Raw genomic sequence first — 17,570 nt, 5'->3', positions numbered from 1 at the left:
TCTTGGCGGTGATCAGTTGCTGTTCGCTTTGAGTGTCAGGGTCTGCTGGACGCCGAAGATCTTGGCGTAGCCCGCGGCCTCGGCGCCGGTCCAGAGCCTGTTGGCCTCGCCGTAGGTGGCGATGCGGGGATCCATCAGGGAGTAGGGCGACTGCACGCCCTCCACCACGAAGGCCCGGGGGTGCAGGGTGAGGCGCACCTCGCCGCTGACGCGGTCCTGGCTGGAGGCGAGGAAGGCCTCCAGGTCCCGCGCCAGGGGATCGAAGAAGTGGCCCTCGTGCAGCAGGCTGCCGTAGAGGTTGCCCAGGCTCTCCTTCCAGAAGAGCTGCTTGCCGCTGAGCACCAGCTTCTCCAGCTCCCGGTGGGCGCCGATGAGCAGGTGGGCCGCCGGGGCCTCGAAGCCCACCCGGCCCTTGATGCCGAGGATGGTGTCCCCGAGGTGGACGCCGCGGCCGAGGCCGTAGGGCCGGCCCAGGTCGTTGAGCCGGGCCACGAGGGCGACGGGATCCAGGGCCGCGCCGTCCAGGGAGACCGGCACACCCCGCTCGAAGCCGAGCACGAGGGTCGTCGGGGGCAGGCTCCCGATGTCGCCGCCCGGGAAGGCGGCCTCGGGCAGGGTGGTCCAGGGATCCAGGGTCTCCCGGCCGCCCACGCTGGTGCCCCACATGCCCTCGTTGATGGAGTAGTCCTTCGTCTTTTCCGGGAAGGCCACGCCCCGCTCGGCGCAGTAGGCCATCTCCTCGGCGCGGGAGAGGCCCAGGTCGCGGATGGGGGTGAGGAGTTCCAGCTCGGGCGCCAGGGCCCGGAAGGCCACGTCGAAGCGCACCTGGTCGTTGCCGGCGCCGGTGGAGCCGTGGGCGATGGCGGTGGCGCCCAGCTCCTTGGCCAGCTCCGCCACGGCCCGGGCCTGGCAGACCCGTTCGGCCGACACGGACAGGGGGTACATCTGCCCCCGCAGCACATTGCCGTAGACCAGGTAGCGCAGGTAGCCGTCGAAGAGGTCGGCGCGGGCGTCCACGGTGACGTGCTTCACGGCGCCGAGCCGGGGCGACTGGGCCTCGATGCGGGCCAGCTCCGCCGGCGGGAAGCCGCCCGTGTTCACCGTGACCGTGGCCACGTCGTAGCCCTGCTCCTTCAGGTAGAGCACGCAGAAAGAGGTGTCGAGACCGCCGGAAAACGCGAGGACCGCGAGCTTGGTCATGGGAGGCCTTTCAATGAAGAAGCGAAGGAATCACCGCCAAGACGCCAAGAAGCCAAGCACTGCAAAAGCGGTCTCTGGTTTCTTCTTGGCGCCCTTGGCGCCTTGGCGGTGCTCATTTTCAGTTCGCCCACAGGGCCTCCTCGGCCTGGCGGTGGGCCTGGTGCCGGGCTTCGATCCAGGCGCGGGCGGCCTGGAGGTCGGCCTCGAGGTCGTCGAGGGCGAGGTGGCCGGCGCCCCCGAGGTGGGTGGCGGTGAGGGCGGCGCGGTCGGGGGCGAAGGTACCGTCCTGGAGCTGCTTCGCCACCTGCCGGTAGGCCTCGCGGAAGGGCAGGCCCTGGCCCACGAGGACGTAGGCCTGGTGGGCGGCGTAGAGGTCGTCCGAGCAGGCCGACGCGGCGGCCTCGGCCTTCACCTGGAGGGCGGGCACCAGGCGGGCCAGGACGGCGAATAGCTCGTCCGCGTTCCGCAGGGCCGTGACCACGGGCCGCTTGAGCAGCTGGAGGTCCCGGTGGTAGCTGGAGGGCAGCCCGGCGGCCACCTGCTCCACCAGCCCGGCCCAGCCCCGCAGCTCGCGGCACCGGCCCCGGGCCAGCTCCACCACGTCGGGGTTCTTCTTCTGGGGCATGATGCTCGAGCCCGTGGTGAAGGCGTCGGGCAGGCCCAGGAAGCCGAACTCCTCGGTGCTGTAGAGGGAGACGTCCCACAGGAACTTTTCCAGCACCCCGCCCGCGGAGGCGGCCCACTGGAGCACGGCGCCCTCGTGGCGGCCCCGGCTGTTCTGCACGTCGATGGGGCTGCGCTGGACCTTCGAGAAGCCCAGCAGCCGCGCCGTGAGCTCGCGGTCGATGGGGAGGGGCACGCCGAAGCCCGCGGCGGAGCCCAGGGGGCAGCGGTCGAGGCGGCCGTGCACGCCCGGCAGGGCCTCCAGCTCCTCCAGCAGGCCCTCGGCGAAGGCCGCGGCCCAGAGGCCGAAGGTGCTGGGCATGGCCCGCCGCAGGTGGGTGTAGCCGGGGAGCGGCGCGTCCTGGTGCGCCCGGGCGAAGGCCAGGAAGGCCTCGGCCAGGTCGGCCACCCGCAGGCCCAGCCGCAGGAGGGCGTCCCGCAGGTAGAGCCGCAGGGCCAGGATCACCTGGTCGTTCCGGGAACGGGCCAGGTGGATGCGCTGCCCCGCCGGGCCCAGCCAGCGGGTGAGGTCCGCCTCGATGGCCGTGTGGCCGTCCTCCTGCTCGGGCGTGATGGGGAAGGCGCCCTGCTCGGCCAGGTGCGCGATGCGCCGCAGGGCCCGCACCAGGGCCGCGGCGTCGGCCTCGGGGATGAGGCCCGTGGCCGCCAGCATCCGCGCGTGGGCCGCGCTGCCCTTGGCGTCCCAGGGCAGCAGCGCCAGGTCCGTGTCGGGATCCTCCCCCACCGTGAACCGGTGGACGGCCGCGTCCAGGGGCAGGTCCTTCGCCCAGAGGGTGCTACCCATGGAGCGCCTCCTTCACGGCCAGGGCCTTGAAGAAGGCGGGGGCGAGCTTGGCGTAGAAGGCGATGCCGGCCTCCAGCTCGGGAAGGGTGAGGTACTCGTCGGGGCGGTGGCTGCGGAAGGTGTCGCCGGGGCCGGCCTTCACGGCGGGCACGTCGCCCAGGAAGGCCCAGTCGGAGGTGGTGCCGGAGCCCACGGGGCCCGCCTTGGCGGCGGCCGAGAGCGCCGCCCGCACGATGGGGTGGTTGGGATCGGTGCCCTTGGGCAGGTAGCGCTTGGAGTGCACGGCCACCTCGCTCTCCAGGAGGCCCTGGAACTGGGCGGCGAGGGCGTCGTGGTCCTGGTCGGGGCCCGTGCGGAGGTCCACGAAGAACTCGCAGGCGTCGGGTACCTGGTTCCGCCGCAGGCCCCCCTGGATCTGGGTGACCTGGGCCTTCTGGGAGCCCAGCAGGGGGTGGGCGGGGAAGTCCATGCCGGCGATCCGGGAGATGTCCCGGGCCGCCTTGTGGATGGCGTTCTCGGCGCCCAGCATCTGGGCGTGGGCCACGTGGCCGCTCTGGCCCCGGGCCGTGCACTTCAGCACGAGGAGGCCCCGCTGCGCCGCGCAGACCCGCAGGCCCGTGGGCTCGCCCACCACGGCGCCGTCGAGGGGGCCGAGCTGGTCCAGGATGGTGGCGAGGCCCGCCCCGCCGGTCTCCTCCTCCGCCGTGAGGGCCACCACCACCTCGCCCGGGAGGGGCTGGGCGGCCAGCTCGAAGGCCGCGAGGAGGATGGCGGCCACGCTGCCCTTGGCGTCGTTGGCGCCGAGGCCCTGGAGCCGCGGGCCGTGCCAGGCGGGCGTGAAGGGATCGCCGGACCAGCCGGCGCAGGGGGGCACGGTGTCCAGGTGGGAGTTCAGCAGCAGCCGCGGCCCGCCCACCTTTCCGAGGGTGAACCAGAGGTTGGCCCCCGACCGGTGGACCTCGAAGCCCTTGGCGGCGACGAGATCCTGCACCTGGTCGGCCAGGGGGCCCTCCTCGCCGGAGACGCTGGGCGTGCCGACCAGGAGCGTGAGCAGCTCGGCGGGGTTCATGGCTGGACCCCGGCCGGCGCGGGGGCCGCTTCCGGCAGGCCGGGCACGAGCATCGTGCCGCTGCCCTCGTTGGTGAAGACCTCCGCCAGCAGGGCGTCCGGCGCCACGCCGCTCACCAGGTGGGCGCTGGGCACCCCCCCGGCCAGGGCGGCCTTCACGGCCGTGGCCTTGGGGCGCATGCCGCCGCTCACCACGCCCTTGGCCTCGTAGCCGGCCAGTTCCGCCAGCGTCGCGTGGGGGATGAGCGAGGAGGGTCGCGACACGTCCTTCAGCAGGCCCGGCACCGAGAGCAGGAAGAAGAGCTTCTCCGCCTTGAGGGCCACGGCGAGGCTGGCGGCGATGGTGTCGGCGTTGGTGTTGTAGATGGCGCCGTCCTCCCCGCCGGAGAGGGGGGCCACCACGGGCAGGAAGCCGCCCTCCAGCAGGTGGCTGAGGACGCCGGGATCCACCGCCTCGATATCGCCCACCAGGCCGTAGTCCACCAGCTGGGGCTCCGTGGCGCCATCCGGCACGACGGAGACGGGGGGCCGCCTGGTGGCCTTCACCAGCCCCGCGTCCAGCCCCGTGAGGCCCACGGCGGGCACGCCGGCGGCCTGCAGCTCCGCCAGGAGGTCCATGTGCACCTGGCCGGCGAAGACCATCTTGGCGGCGTCCAGCACCTCGGGGCTCGTCACCCGCCGGCCCGCCACCTTCTGCACGGGGATGTGCATGGCCTCGCACACGGCATCCAGCTCCGCGCCGCCGCCATGGACCACCACCACCCGGATGGAGAAGGACCAGAGCAGGGCCAGCTGCTCGCAGAGGGCCTTCCGGAGCTTGGGCTCCGCCAGCACCTCGCCGCCCACCTTCACCACGAAGGTCTTGCCGCGGAACAGGCGGACGTACTGGGAGGCTTCCTTGAGGGCGGCGTAGGGATTGGGCGAGAGCGGCATGTCGACTCCGAATTCGATCAGGGGGCTTTCAGGAACGGGAAATCAGGTCATTCACCACGAAGACGGGAAGACCTCGAAGAAAGGAACGCGGAGCAGGCATTCGTGGTCTTCCTGTCTTCGTGGTTGATCCCTTCCTTTTCGGGTTCATCCGTTCAGCAGGCTGTGGATGGTGGCGCGCTGGACGTGGAAGCGGTTCTCGGCCTCGTCCACCACGCGGCTCCAGGGGCCGTCCAGGACGCTGTCGTGGACCTCCAGGTTCCGGCGCACGGGCAGGCAGTGGAGGAACACGGCCTCCGTTGCGGCCTTGGCCATGTGGGCGGCCGTGGGCATCCAGGCGCCGAGCTCCTTCATGGGCGCGGCGGGCAGGCCCGAGGTCGTGGAAGGGCCCCAGGCCTTGGCGTAGACGGCGGCGCTGCCTTCGAGGGCGGCGGCCTGGTCGTCGGTGTAGACGATCTTCCCGCCCGTGGCGGCGGCATAGGCCTCGGCCTCGGCCCGCACCTCCGGGGCCAGCTCGTAGCCCTTCGGCGCGGCCACGCGGATCTCCGCGCCGCAGGCGGCGGCGGTGAGCAGGAAGGAGTTGGGCACGGCCTTGGGCAGGGGCTTCATGTGGGGCGCCCAGGTCAGGGTCACGGGCACCTTCGTCGTGCCGTGGGTCTCCTGGATCGTCAGCAGGTCGGCGAGGCCCTGGTGGGGATGCTCCCGGGCACTCTCCATGCTGAGCACCGGCACGGTGGAGAAGCGCCGGAAGGCGTGGATGACGGGATCGAGCTCGTCCACGTCGTCCCCGTCGCCATGGGAGAAGGTCCGCACGGCCAGGGCGTCCGCGTAGCGACCCAGCACGGGCACGCCCTCCCGGACGTGCTCGGCCCGGTCACCGTCCATCACGGCCCCGTCCCGGTCCTCCAGCTTCCAGGTGCCCGCGCCCACCTCCAGCACGATCGCGTGGCCGCCGTGGCGCAGCATGGCCGCCTCGAAGCTGGCCCGGGTGCGCAGGCTGGGGTTGAAGAACACCATGCCGAGGATGCGGTTCGCGAAGAGGGCGCCCGGCGGGTTCTGCTTCCAGGCCGCGGCGGTGGCGAGGATCCGCTGGACCCCCTCGGGGCCCAGGTCGGCGATGCGGGTGAAGTGCTTCATGGAAACCTCGAAAAGGCTGGAACCGCGAATGGCTCGAATTGAAAACGGGAAGAGGGACGGTTCAGACGTGAGGGCTGTTCAAGGCATTTGCATTCGCGACATTCGCGCCATTCGCGGTTTCAAGGCTCGAAGGCCTGGATGGCGGCGACGAGGGCGTCGAGGGCCTCGGCGCTGACGTTGAGGGGGGGCATGAGGCGCAGGACGGTGGGGTCGCCGGAGCCGCCCACGAGGAGGTGCGCGGCCAGCAGGTGCTGCTTCAGGGCCGCGGCCCGATCGCAGCGCAGGCCCAGCAGGAGGCCCTCGCCCAGCACCTCCGTCACGGCGGTGCCGGCCAGGTCCTTCCGCAGCCGCGCCGCGGCGGCGGTGGCGTTGGCCATCAGTCCCTCCGACCCGATCACCCCCACCGTGGCCAGCAGGGCGGCGCAGGCCAGGGGGCCGCCGCCGAAGGTGCTGCCCAGGTCGCCCGCCTTCAGCTTCGACGCGACCGCGGCGGTCATGAGCACGGCGCCCATGGGCACGCCGGAGGCCAGGCCCTTGGCGGAGGTCATCAGGTCGGGCCGCACGCCGTAGTACTGCGCGGCGAAGGGCGTGCCCAGGCGGCCCATGCCGGTCTGGATCTCGTCGAAGACCAGCAGCGTGCCCGTGGCGTCGCACTTGGCGCGCAGGGCCTGGAACCAGGCCTTCGGGGCGGTCTTGATGCCGGCCATGCTCTGGATGGGCTCGAGGATGACGGCGGCCACGTCGGAGAAGTCGGCGGCGGCCAGGGCGGCGGGATCGCCCCAGGGCAGCCGCAGGCAGGGCACGAGCTGGTCCGCGAAGGGCCCGGTGATCTTGGGATCGTCGGTGACGGAGAGGGCCAGGAGGGTCCGGCCGTGCCAGCCGCCCTCGAAGGCCGCCAGCTTCTTCCGCCCCGTGAGCAGCAGGGCCACCTTCAGGGCGTTCTCGTTGGCCTCGGCGCCGCTGTTGCAGAAGAAGACCGAGTCCATGCCGGCGAAGGCCGTGATGGCCGCGGCCGCGGCGTCCCGCACGGGGAGCGAGGCGGCGGCGGAGTAGAAGAGCAGGGTTCCCGCCTGCCCGGCCACGGCCTTCACCACGGCGGGGTGGCCGTGGCCCGTGGCGCAGACGCAGTGGCCCCCGTAGAAGTCCCAGTAGGCCCGGCCCGCGTCATCGAAGATGCGGTCGCCCTCGCCCCGCACCACCTGGAAGGGGTAGGGCGCGTAGGTGGGCAGCAGGGCGGGAAGCGTCGGGGTGGCGGTCATGCGGGATCCTCTGCATGGGCGTGCAAGGATCTGCATAATCCGGCACGAGATTGCATAATATGCACAGCTCTTTTCCGGTGTGCAAGTGAAAATTTTGGAATCCAAGGTTATTCCCGTGAATTCCGTCTTGCGGGGTCATGCACAGTCATGCACCGTATATGCATGCATGTGGATGAGCTCATCCTCCGGCTGCTGGAGGCCCACCCCATCGCGGACCAGACGGATCTGCTGGCCCGGCTCTCGGTCGAGGGCCACGCGCTCACCCAGTCCACCCTCTCGCGCCGCCTGAAGCGCCTGGGGGTGCAGAAGGTCCAGGGCCGCTACCGCCGCGTGGAGGCCGCTGCCCAGGCCATGCCGGAGGCGGAGGTCTCCGCCGTCCCCCCCAACCTGCTGGTCGTGCGCACGGCGCCGGGGTTCGCCCAGGCCCTGGGCCTGGCCCTGGATCGCGATCCCGTGGCCGGCCAGATGGGCACCCTGGCCGGGGACGACACGGTCTTCGTGGCCGTCCTGCCGGAGCGCATGGAGGACGTGCGGGCCCACCTCGCGCGGGTGCTGGCGGCGCGGTAGGCGGGCTCGGCGTCCCGGGGCCTGGGTATCATCGAACCTTCCCCGGGGAGTTCGCATGGACCGTTTCGGAAGCTCGAAGCTGCGCATCGGCTGGGCGCTGGTGTGCCTCTTCCTCACGGGCCTGGTGCTCATGGGCATCCGGGGGCAGCAGGGTCCGGACGGCTCGCAGGTCGTGGCCTTCGGGACGGCGGTGCCCCTGGGCGCGGACTCGCTCCGCAGCTACACGGTGGGCAACCTCCAGGGCGTGATGTACTGGCTGGTCTCGCTGGTGGTGCTGCTGGGGGCCTACGTGCCCGTGAGCCAGTGGACGGCCGCGGCGGCGCGGGGGGAGCGGCTCAAGGGCTTCTTCGCCGGCACGGGCCTGGGCTTCGTCCACGGCCTGTTCCTGTCCCAGGTGGCGCTCATCCCGGTGTGGGCCCTCTGCTGGCGGCTGGTGGGGGAGGCCTGGCCGCCGGAGCTGCTCCGGGCCGACCTGCACGGCCTGCTGCTGGGGCTCCAGATGCTGCTCTGGGCGGTGCTCCTCTCGCGGCTGCTGAAATCCAGCGCGGGCCTGGCGCTGCTGCTGACCCTGCTCCTGCGGGAGCTGGGGCCGCGGCTGAGCTTCTTCCTCGATTTCGGCCAGGACATGGGCTGGTCCGCGGGCCAGGTGAAGACGCTCGACGTGATCGTGCGGCTGCTGCCCATGGCCCAGCTGCCCTCCGACCCCTTCTCGCCCCTGGCCCTGCCCCTCTCCATCGGCGGTCCCCTGGTGCTGGGGGCGCTGGCGATGCTCCTGCCCGCGGGGGGCGCGAAGCGCGGCAAGTAGGCCCGTGCGTCGAGGCTGCGCCCTCCTCCTGCTCACCGGGATCCTCGGGGCGCAGTCCCGCCAGGATCCGGCGCAGCTGCGGCAGAAGCTGGCCGCCATCCAGGGCCGGATGGCCCAGGTGGACCAGCAGCTGGAGGCCCTGAAGAAGCGGCGGAAGGGCGTGCTGGTGGACCTCCAGGGCATCTCCCTCCAGCGCGACCGGGCCCAGGCGCAGGTGGACGGCGCCCGCCTGCGCCGGGACCAGGCCCAGAACGAGGTGACGCAGATCGTGAAGGAACAGGCCCGCATCCAGGGCGAGGTGGCCAGGCTGCGGGAGGCGCTGCGCAAGCAGGTGCGGTGGCTGCAGGCCCTGGGACCCCTGGGCGAGCTGGGCCTCACCACGACCCTCAAGGATCCCGACGCCTGGCTGGTGAAGGGCCGCATGCTCGCCTGGGCCCGGCTGCAGGAGCGCAAGCAGCTGGACCAGATCCAGCGCCTCAAGGGCGATCTCGCCGAGAAGGAGAAGGCCCTCCGGGCGGTGCTGGCCCGGCTGGCGGTGGAGGAGCGGCAGGCCGCGGAGTACCAGGCCGCCCTGCGGCTCCAGGAGGACCGGCTCAACGGCTTCCTGGATGGCCTCCAGAAGGACGAGGCGTCCCAGCGCCAGGTCCAGACCGAGCTGGCGGAGGAGGCCCTGCAGCTGGAGCGCATGCTGGCGGGCCTGCTGAACCGGCCCCGCACCGAGGCCTTCGAGTCCTCCGTCGCCTTCGCCTCCCTGCGGGGCGAGCTGCCCCAGCCCGTGGCGGGCACCCTCGCCCAGGGCTTCGGCGAGCACCTGCATCCCAAGTTCCACACGAAGACCATGCAGAGCGGACTCCTGGTGGAGGCGCCCCTGGGGTCGCCCGTGCAGGCGGTGGCCGAGGGCCGGGTGGTCTTCGCCGACTTCTACCAGAGCTACGGCCCCATGGTGATCCTGGACCACGGTGGTGGGTGGTACACGCTCTACACCCACCTCCAGGGCATCGCCGTGGCCAAAGGCCAGATCCTCAAGCGGGGCGAGGCCGTGGGCGCCGTGGGCGACACCGTGGACGGCCCCCGCCTGGGCTTCGAGGTGCGCCACCTGGCCCAGCCCCAGGACCCGCAGAAGTGGCTGAAGGCCAAGTACCGGTAGTTCCGGCTACTGGACCATGTTCCCGGCGTTGAAGAGCGGCACGTAGACCGCCAGCAGGAGGCCGAGGACCACCACGCCCATGAACAGGATGAGGATGGGCCCGATGAGGGTGGTCACGGCGGTGGTGGCCTTCTCCACTTCCTGGTCGAAGAAGTCGGCCACGTGGTCGAGCATCTCGGGCAGGGCGCTGCTCTGCTCGCCCACCCGCACCATCTCCACGGCCAGGGGGTCGAGCAGCCTGGCCCGCTCCAGGGCCTGGTGGAGGCTGCCGCCGGCCCGCACCTGCTCCGTCACGTCGTGCAGGCCGGCCTTCATGCGCTCCGAGGGGCTGGTGCGCTGGACCACCTCCAGGGCCTGCACCGCCGGCAGGCCGCCGGAGAGCAGGACGCCCAGGGTGCGCGAGAAGACGCTGGAGTGGTACATGCGGTAGAGGGTTCCGACCTTGGGCAGCTTGAGCAGGCCCCGCTCCGCCAGCTTCCGGCCGGCCTCGGAGGCGATGAGCCAGCGGATGAAGACGGCCAGGACCACCAGGAGGCCGCCCTGCACCCAGAGGGTGGAGCTGACGACGTTCCCGATGCCGAGGAGCACCTTGGTGATGACGGGCATCTCCACGTCGCCCCCGGCGTAGAACTCCGCGAACCGGGGCAGCACCACGTTGAAGATCACGCCCAGGGCGATGAGCAGCACGACCACCAGGAACCCCGGGTAGAAGAGGGCCTCGATGATCCGCCGCCGGCTGGACTGGGCGAACTTCTGGAAGGTGAGCCAGCGGGCGATCACCTCCGGCAGGGTGCCGCTGCGCTCGCCGGCCACCACGTTGCTGCGGTACACCGGGGGGAAGGTGCCCGCCTGCTCCAGGGCGTCGGAGAAGGACATGCCCTCGCGGACCAGGTCCACCACCTGGCTGAGGCTGCGCCGCAGGAGGGGATCCTTGCCGTGGCCCACCAGCAGCTCCAGGGACTGCAGCAGGGGGATGCCGGCCTTCAGGAGGGCCAGCAGCTCCTGGTTGAAGAGCACCAGGGATTCGGTCTTGAGCTGCGCCCGGTTGCGGAAGGCCGTGTCGGTGCGGGTGACCTCCAGCGGGAAGCCCCCCTCGGCCAGGACCCGGGCCTGCAGGGCCTCGGCGCTGTCCGCCTCGTAGTCCCGGACCAGGACTTCGCCATTGGCATGGGTGAGCTTGACCGTGAAGCGCATGTGACCTCCGAGCATAGCGGAAAGGGCGCGGGAACCAGGAATTCACCGAACGGCCCGCCGTCCCGCGCTAGCCTCTTGGGATGCCCGGAGGCCCCTTGGCTCGCCGCACCCCCTTTCTGGTCCCCATCCTCGTCCTCCCGCTGACGGCCCAGGCCCCCGTGAGGGTCGAGGCGCCCCGTCCCGCCGACCTCGACCTGAGGGGTGCGGACCTGGCGGCGCTGGTGCCGAAGGACAACCGGGACGCGGCCCAGCTGGAGGCCGTCCGCCGGGCCTGGATGCCCCTGGTGGGACCCCTCAGGGACGCTGCCACCGTGCGCCTGCGCCTGCCCCTCGGCGAGGGCCGCCTGCCGATCCTGCTGGGGGCCTCCCAGGCCCTGAAGGCCCAGAATCCCGCCGTGCGGATCTACGTGGCCTACGACCCCCAGGCGGCGCCCATCCTCGACGAGACCGCCTGGGGCGCGGTGGAGGGCGGGGCCCTGCTGCCGGAGGACCTGGGCAACGATCCCTCGGCCTGGCGCGGCCTCCTGGCCAAGGCCCAGGAGACCTTCCCGGGGCGGTCCTGGACCCTGTGGCTGCCCGCGGATCCAGGCCCCCTGGCCTCCACCCTGATGGGCGACGGGGGCCACCTGGTGGTGCCCGGCGGGGGGCCCACGGCGCGGCTGGCGGCCCAGCTCCCCACGGGCTTCGACGACGTGGAGGGCGGCCAGGGGGACCTCACCCTGCGCAACCGCGCCGGGGAAGCCCGCCGCTGGACCTACGCGGCCGGCGCCTGGAGCGCGGCGCCCCTGCCCAAGGAACGCAACGAGGTGGCCGTCACCGCCGCCGATGCCTACAACGTGGGGGCCCTGCTGGCGAAGATCCGGGCCGCCCAGCTGCGGGACCGGGCGGCCGTGCGCACGCTCCAGGCGGACGCCGAGCTGGACCTGCACATCCAGGCCCCCACGGGCCGGGGCGGGGACCTCGGCTTCAGCTTCGGCTACTTCGAGAAGGCCGGGGAGTGGCCCGAGATGCTGCAGAAGGAGGTCCGCCTCAACGGCGTGAAGGCCAAGCTGGACGGCGAGGTCCAGCTGCCCCTCATCGAGAGCCGCCAGTCCATGTCCCTGCCCGTGGCCCTGGGCCTCACGGAGCGCTACCGGTACCGGGACGGCGGGCCCGCGGGTCCGGGCCGGCGGCGTCTCCGCTTCGAACCCGTGGACAAGGACCCCCTCCTCTTCAGCGGCGACCTGGTGGCCGACGAGGCCACGGGCCAGGTGCTGGAGGAGCGCCGCGAGCGCTCCGGCCTGCCCGGCACGGTGAAGAGCGAGCGGGAGATCCTCACCTACGGCGAAGTGGCGCCCGGCGTGCTGCGCCCCGTCGCCGTCCAGACCTTCGAGCGCTGGGCCAGCGCCGACGGCGTCGTGCAGGTGCAGCGCCGGTTCCGGTACAGCGGCTTCCGCCTCAACGGCCCGGACTTCGAGGCCGCCCGCGCCGCGGCCCGGACCTCGAAGACCACCATGCTGAAGGTGACGCCGGACGGGACGCGGTACTTCACCCGCCAGGCGGACGGCACCCGGCGCATCGAGGAGAAGCCCAAGAGCAGCGGGCGCGCCCTGGCCGGCGTGATCCTCGTGGATCCCGGCCTCACCCCGCCGGTGGTGCCCCTGGGCGGGCTCCTCTACTTCGACTACAACGCCTTCGGCAAGGGCGTGCAGCTGAACGCCCTCACGGCCATCCTCTACAACACCGCCAGCCTGGCCATCCCCCGGGGGCTCGCGGGCTTCGACGTGAGCGCCGACGCCACGGTCATGCTCCTCAAGGGCACGGAGCGCCCCGTGGTGAACGGGAAGCTCTCGGACCAGGATGGCGTGGGCCGCCGCTTCGGCAAGATGGGCCTGGAGCTGGGCCACGACCTGGGGGCCGGGTTCCGCCTGGAGGGCCGCGGCGACTTCCGCTACGACGACTTCAGCGAGGGCGACCGCAAGTACCGCACCCCCGGCTACGCCCTGCCCCCCTCCGGCCTCACCCGCGTGGGCACCCTCCAGGGCTCCTGGCTCTTCCGGGGCTTCCAGGTGCGGGCCTTCCACGGCTGGGGCACGCGGCCCGACGGCACCTACGGCCTGGCCTCGAATCCCCAGGCCGTGCCCGACGGCGGCAGCTTCCGCCGCTGGGGCGGCAGCCTGGGCCTGGACCGGGAGCTGAGGCCCGGCCTCTGGTTCCATGGCGATGCGGGCTGGGCCGGCGGCAAGGCCTTCGACCGGTTCAACGCCCTGGATGTGGGCGGCATGGGGGGGGTGGTGCGCATCGCCGGCATCCGCGCCAACGCCATCGCCGCGGACCGCGTGGCCTACGAGAAGGTGGGCCTGGCCATCCCCACGGGGCCCAACCTGCGGCTGTCCCTCAGCCTCGAGCACGCCGACGCCCGCAGCCTGGACGACCAGAAGACCTACGGCGTCACCGGCGTGGGGATCACTGGCGACCTCCCCGGCTTCTGGTGGTTCACCGCCGTGCGCGTGGACCTCGGCCTCGGCGTCCAGAGCGACATCACGGGCGTCAAGTCGGCGACGGGGTACATCGCCCTGCTCAGGGTGTTCTAGACAGAGGGGGGAGCCGGTCCCTCGTCGGAGAGGTCTTGCGAATCGCCGGAGGCGATTCCAAGAGGTCGGCGACGGGGTACATCGCCCTGCTCAGGGTGTTCTAGACAGAGGGGGGAGCAGGTCCCTCGTCGGAGAGGTCTTGCGAATCGCCGGAGGCGATTCCAAGAGGTCGGCGACGGGGTACCTCGCGCGGCTCCGGGTCTTCTGACCCGGAGGGCCTGAATCGGGTACCATGGCCGGGAGCCCTCCCGTCCGTGCATGCATCCAGGCCCGTTCCGGGCCGCCAGGCCCCGTGGACGACCGGGAGCGCCCTCCTGCCCGGGAGCCCGATGTCCACCCTGGACGTGATCCTGATCCTCGCCGCCGCCGGCTGCTGGGTGGGGTCTGCGCTCGTGGCGCTGGGGGCCCGGGACGACCGGCCGGGCCTCCTCCTGGGCCTGGCCGGGGCGATCCTCGCCTCCGTGGGGGCCCTCCACGCCCTCCTCGGCGGGCCCCCCTCCCGGCTGGACGTCGCCTTCTGGGGCGTGCCCGCCCGGCTGGAGGTGGATGCGCTCTCCGCGGCCTTCCTGCTGCCCCTCCAGGTGGTGGCGGCCCTGGGGACCCTCTACGGGCGGGAATACTGGCCCCTGGCCGCGGCGAAGGGATCGGGGCGCGCGCTCCGCTTCTTCTTCGGGACCCTGGCCGCCGCCATGACCCTCCTGTTCCTGGCCCGGCAGGGACTCCTCTTCCTGGTGGCCTGGGAGGCCATGGCGATCTCGGCCTTCTTCCTCGTGAACACCGAGCACGGGAAGCCCGAGGTGCGACGGGCGGGCTGGGTCTACCTGGTCTGCACCCACACGGGCACCCTGCTGCTGACGGCCATGGTGATCCTCCTGGCCCGGCGGCTGGGGGGGCTCCTGTGGGTGCCGGTCCCGCCCGGGCCGCCCGCGGCCCTGGATGGCTGGATCCTCCTGCTGGCCGTGGCCGGCTTCGGCTTCAAGGCGGGGCTCTTCCCCCTCCACTTCTGGCTTCCGCCCGCCCATGCGGCGGCCCCCAGCCATGTCTCGGCCATCCTCTCCGGCGTGATGCTGAAGACGGGCATCTACGGGCTTCTCCGGGTCTCGGGCCTGCTGCCTTCCGTGCCGCGGGGGGTGGGCGGGGCGCTCCTGGCCCTGGGCGCCCTCACGGCCGTGTACGGCGTGGGGAACGCCCTGGCCCAGCGGGACTACAAGCGCCTCCTGGCCTACTCCAGCGTGGAGAACCTGGGGATCGTGGCCATGGGCGTGGGGCTGGGCTGGACGGGGCGCGCCACGGGCGATCCCTGGCTGGCCGCCCTGGGCTTCGGCGGCGCGATCTTCCACGTCTGGAACCACGCCCTCTTCAAGAGCCTGCTCTTCCTCGGCTCCGGCTCCGTCCTCCACGCCACGGGCACCCGCGACATGGAGCAGCTCGGCGGCCTGGGCCGGCGGATGCCCCGGACGGCCCTCCTGCTGGCGCCGGCCCTGCTGGCGGTGGCGGCCCTCCCGCCCCTGGGGGCCTTCCTCAGCGAGTGGTTCCTCTACCGGGGCCTCTTCGCCTCCCTGCACCGGGGCTATCCCTGGTCGGCGGGGCTGGCCCTGGTGGCCCTGGCCTTCACGGGCGGGCTGGCGGCCGTGGCCTTCGCCCGGTTCTACGGGATCCTCTTCCTCGGTCAGCCGCGGAGCCCGGCCGGGGCCCACGCCCACGATCCCGGGGCCGCCATGCTGGTCCCCATGGCCCTCCTGGCCTTCCTCTGCCTGGCCGCGGGCCTCGCGGCCCCGCTGCTGCCGCCGCTCCTGGACCGGGCCGCGGCCCCGGCGGGGCTCTCCCTCCCCGGGATCCTGGCGACCGGCCTGGCGAGGGACCTGCGCCTCCTCCTGGGCCTGGAGCTCCTCCTCCTGGGCCTGGGCGCCTCGGCCCTGGCCTGGCTGCGCCGCCGGCCCGCCTCGGAACAGGCGCCGCCCACCTGGGACTGCGGCTACGCCGGCGGGACCGCCCGCATGCAGTACACCGGCAGCTCCTTCGCGGAGCCCTGGGCGGCCCTGCTGCCGGGCCTGCGGACCCGGATGCGCCGCCTGAAGGCGCTCTTCCCGAGGCCCCAGGCCTTCCGCTCCGAGTTCCAGGACGCCGTCGGCGGGGGGCTGGTGGATCCCTGGATCGGCCGGCTGGCGGCCCGGGCGCTCCGGCTGCGGCGCCTGCAGCCGGGCTACCTCTCCATCTACATCCTCTACGTGCTGCTCACCCTCCTGGCGGTCTTCCTGTGGCCCCTCCTGAGAGAGAGGCTGCTGGGATGAGCCCCTACCTCCTCGCGGTCTTCCTGGCGGCGGTCTCGGGTCTCCCGGGGCTGTTCCTCCGGAGGCGGGGCGGGGCGGTGGCGGCGGGGCTGCTGGGGCTCGCCGCGGTCCTGGGGATCGGGGCCGCGGTGCGGGTGCTCGCGGGGGGCGGCTCCGGGCAGGCGCGCCTGCCCGCGGCCCCCCTGGGCACGGCCGGCCTGCTGGTCCTGGACCCCGTGGCGGCCTGGTTCCTCCTCCCGGTGCTCCTGGTCTCCGCCTGCGGCGCCCTCTACGGCCTGGGCACCTGGGAGGAGGGCCGGCCCGGCGCCCGCTTCCTCCGCCTGGCCTACGGCGGCCTCACGGCGGCCCTGGCCCTGCTGGTGGCGGCGGCCCACCCGCTGGTCTTCCTCCTGGGCTGGGAGGGCATGGCCATCGCCGCCTTCGCCCTCGTGATGATGGAGGACCGGCATCCGGAGACCCGTCGGGCCGGCTGGATCTACCTCGTCTGCACCCACACGGGGACCCTCTGCCTCTTCGCGGCCTTCGCGCTGCTGCCGGCGGGCGCCGGCCCCTTCGCCGCCTTCCCGGCGGGCTTCGCCGCCAGCGGGCGGGGCACGGCCCTGTTCCTCCTCTGCCTGCTCGCCTTCGGGGCCAAGGCAGGCGTCATGCCCCTCCACCTCTGGCTGCCCCCGGCCCACGCCGCGGCCCCCAGCCACGTGTCGGCGCTCATGTCGGGGGTGCTGATCAAGATGGGGATCCTGGGCCTGGTGCGCCTGCTGTCCTGGGTGCCCGATCCGCCCGTCTGGTGGGGCGGGGTCCTCATGGGCCTGGGCGTCCTGTCGGGCGTCCTGGGGGTGGCCTTCGCCCTGGGCCAGCACGACCTCAAGCGCCTCCTGGCCTACCACTCCATCGAGAACATCGGGATCATCCTCATGGGGCTCGGCCTCGGGAGCCTGGGCCGGAGCCTGGGGCATCCCGTGGTGGCGGCCCTCGCCTTTGGCGGCGCCCTGCTCCACGTGCTGAACCACGGCCTGTTCAAGGCCCTGCTCTTCCTCGCGGCGGGCTCGGCGGTCCATGCGGCCGGCACCCGGGACCTGGACCGCCTGGGGGGCCTCGGCCGTCGCATGCCCTGGACCTCCGCCGCGTTCCTGGTGGGGGCCTGGGCCATCTGCGGCCTGCCGCCCCTCAACGGGTTCGTGAGCGAGTGGCTGATCTACCTGGGCGCCTTCCGGGCCATGGCGGTCTCGCGCTGGGCCTGGTCCGCGGGGCTGCTGGCGGCCCTGGCCCTCATCGGGGCCCTGGCCCTGGCCTGTTTCGCCAAGGCCTTCGGCGCGGTGTTCCTCGGGGCGCCCCGGACGCCGGCGGCGGAGGGGGTGCACGAAGCCCCGCGCGGCATGCTCGTGCCCATGGGGGTCCTCGCCCTGGCCTGCGGGGCGATCGGCCTGGCCCCGGCCCTGCTGGTCCCGGCCCTGGACCGGGGGGTGGCGGCGCTGATGCCCGGGCCGGCGCGGCCGTCCCTGGGCGGCTTGGCGAGCCTGCCCCTGCTGACGGGGCTGGCCCTGGTCCTGCTGGGGGTGGCCCTCGCCTTCGCGGTCTGGCTGCGGCCCCGCCGCCGGACGGGGGACCTGCCCACCTGGGACTGCGGCTACGGCCGGCCCACGCCCCGGATGCAGTACACGGCCTCCTCCTTCGCGGACGGCCCGGTCTCGGGCCTCCGCTGGGCGCTCCTGCCGCGGATCCACGACGCCCGGCCCGGAGGCCTCTTCCCGTCGCCGGCCCGCTACGAGAGCCATGTCCCCGACCCCGTGCTGGACCGGGTGGCCGATCCGGCCCTGCGCCGCTCGGCCCGGGGCCTGGCCCTGCTGCGCGTCGCCCAGGGGGGGCAGCTCCCCGTCTACCTGCTCTACGTCCTGCTCACCCTGCTCGCGCTCCTGGTCTGGATGGTGGTCTGA

General features: G+C 73.0%; 13 protein-coding genes. 6 read left to right on the top strand and 7 right to left on the bottom strand.

The window, feature by feature from the left end; genetic code table 11:
- Positions 1–12 precede the first annotated feature (12 nt).
- From argG to QSJ33_RS11775, 6 genes are all read right to left on the bottom strand, one after another.
- The gene (gene argG / locus QSJ33_RS11800; RefSeq protein ID WP_285726348.1) at positions 13–1,200 is read right to left on the bottom strand and encodes an argininosuccinate synthase; all 1,188 of its coding nucleotides are present in this window, start codon (positions 1,198–1,200) and stop codon (positions 13–15) included.
- A 118-nt stretch (positions 1,201–1,318) separates the two neighbouring features.
- Positions 1,319–2,668 carry an argininosuccinate lyase gene (gene argH / locus QSJ33_RS11795; protein ID WP_285726346.1) on the bottom strand — a complete coding sequence of 450 codons (1,350 nt, stop codon included), beginning with the start codon at positions 2,666–2,668 and terminating at the stop codon, positions 1,319–1,321.
- Positions 2,661–3,737, bottom strand: coding sequence for a M20/M25/M40 family metallo-hydrolase (locus tag QSJ33_RS11790; protein WP_285726344.1), 1,077 nt, complete (start codon positions 3,735–3,737; stop codon positions 2,661–2,663). The genes argH and QSJ33_RS11790 overlap by 8 nt, the downstream gene beginning before the upstream one ends.
- On the bottom strand, positions 3,734–4,669 hold the full coding sequence (gene argB, locus QSJ33_RS11785; protein ID WP_285726342.1) for an acetylglutamate kinase: 936 nt from the start codon (positions 4,667–4,669) through the stop codon (positions 3,734–3,736). The genes QSJ33_RS11790 and argB overlap by 4 nt, the downstream gene beginning before the upstream one ends.
- 144 nt (positions 4,670–4,813) lie before the next feature.
- Positions 4,814–5,803, bottom strand: a complete 990-nt coding sequence (locus QSJ33_RS11780; RefSeq protein WP_285726340.1) for an N-acetylornithine carbamoyltransferase — start codon at positions 5,801–5,803, stop codon at positions 4,814–4,816.
- Between the two features lie 119 nt (positions 5,804–5,922).
- On the bottom strand, positions 5,923–7,062 hold the full coding sequence (locus QSJ33_RS11775; protein ID WP_285726338.1) for an aspartate aminotransferase family protein: 1,140 nt from the start codon (positions 7,060–7,062) through the stop codon (positions 5,923–5,925).
- A gap of 162 nt (positions 7,063–7,224) precedes the next feature.
- On the opposite strand from QSJ33_RS11775, the gene QSJ33_RS11770 reads away from it, so the two are divergent.
- Genes QSJ33_RS11770 through QSJ33_RS11760 form a run of 3 tightly spaced genes read left to right on the top strand, consistent with a single transcriptional unit; the run spans position 7,225 to position 9,581 of the window.
- Positions 7,225–7,629 carry an arginine repressor gene (locus QSJ33_RS11770; protein ID WP_420801398.1) on the top strand — a complete coding sequence of 135 codons (405 nt, stop codon included), beginning with the start codon at positions 7,225–7,227 and terminating at the stop codon, positions 7,627–7,629.
- Between the two features lie 55 nt (positions 7,630–7,684).
- Complete coding sequence (locus tag QSJ33_RS11765) at positions 7,685–8,434, top strand: hypothetical protein (RefSeq protein WP_285726335.1); 750 nt, start codon at positions 7,685–7,687, stop codon at positions 8,432–8,434.
- Between the two features lie 4 nt (positions 8,435–8,438).
- Positions 8,439–9,581: a murein hydrolase activator EnvC family protein gene (locus QSJ33_RS11760; RefSeq protein ID WP_285726333.1), complete on the top strand. Its 1,143-nt coding sequence runs from the start codon at positions 8,439–8,441 to the stop codon at positions 9,579–9,581.
- A 6-nt stretch (positions 9,582–9,587) separates the two neighbouring features.
- On the opposite strand, the gene QSJ33_RS11755 is transcribed toward QSJ33_RS11760, so the two are convergent.
- Entirely contained in the window at positions 9,588–10,775 is a 1,188-nt protein-coding gene (locus QSJ33_RS11755) for a type II secretion system F family protein (RefSeq protein ID WP_285726330.1), read from the bottom strand.
- A 95-nt stretch (positions 10,776–10,870) separates the two neighbouring features.
- On the opposite strand from QSJ33_RS11755, the gene QSJ33_RS11750 reads away from it, so the two are divergent.
- From QSJ33_RS11750 to QSJ33_RS11740, 3 genes are all read left to right on the top strand, one after another.
- Entirely contained in the window at positions 10,871–13,348 is a 2,478-nt protein-coding gene (locus QSJ33_RS11750; RefSeq protein ID WP_285726328.1) for a hypothetical protein, read from the top strand.
- Positions 13,349–13,677: 329 nt separating this feature from the next.
- Complete coding sequence (locus tag QSJ33_RS11745; protein ID WP_285726326.1) at positions 13,678–15,639, top strand: proton-conducting transporter transmembrane domain-containing protein; 1,962 nt, start codon at positions 13,678–13,680, stop codon at positions 15,637–15,639.
- Complete coding sequence (locus tag QSJ33_RS11740; RefSeq protein WP_285726324.1) at positions 15,636–17,570, top strand: proton-conducting transporter transmembrane domain-containing protein; 1,935 nt, start codon at positions 15,636–15,638, stop codon at positions 17,568–17,570. The genes QSJ33_RS11745 and QSJ33_RS11740 overlap by 4 nt, the downstream gene beginning before the upstream one ends.

Source organism: Geothrix rubra, from assembly GCF_030268065.1.
In the GTDB taxonomy this organism is placed as follows: Bacteria; Acidobacteriota; Holophagae; order Holophagales; family Holophagaceae; genus Geothrix; species Geothrix rubra.
Note: the sequence above shows the minus strand (reverse complement) of the source record. Positions and strands in the feature narration are given on the sequence as shown.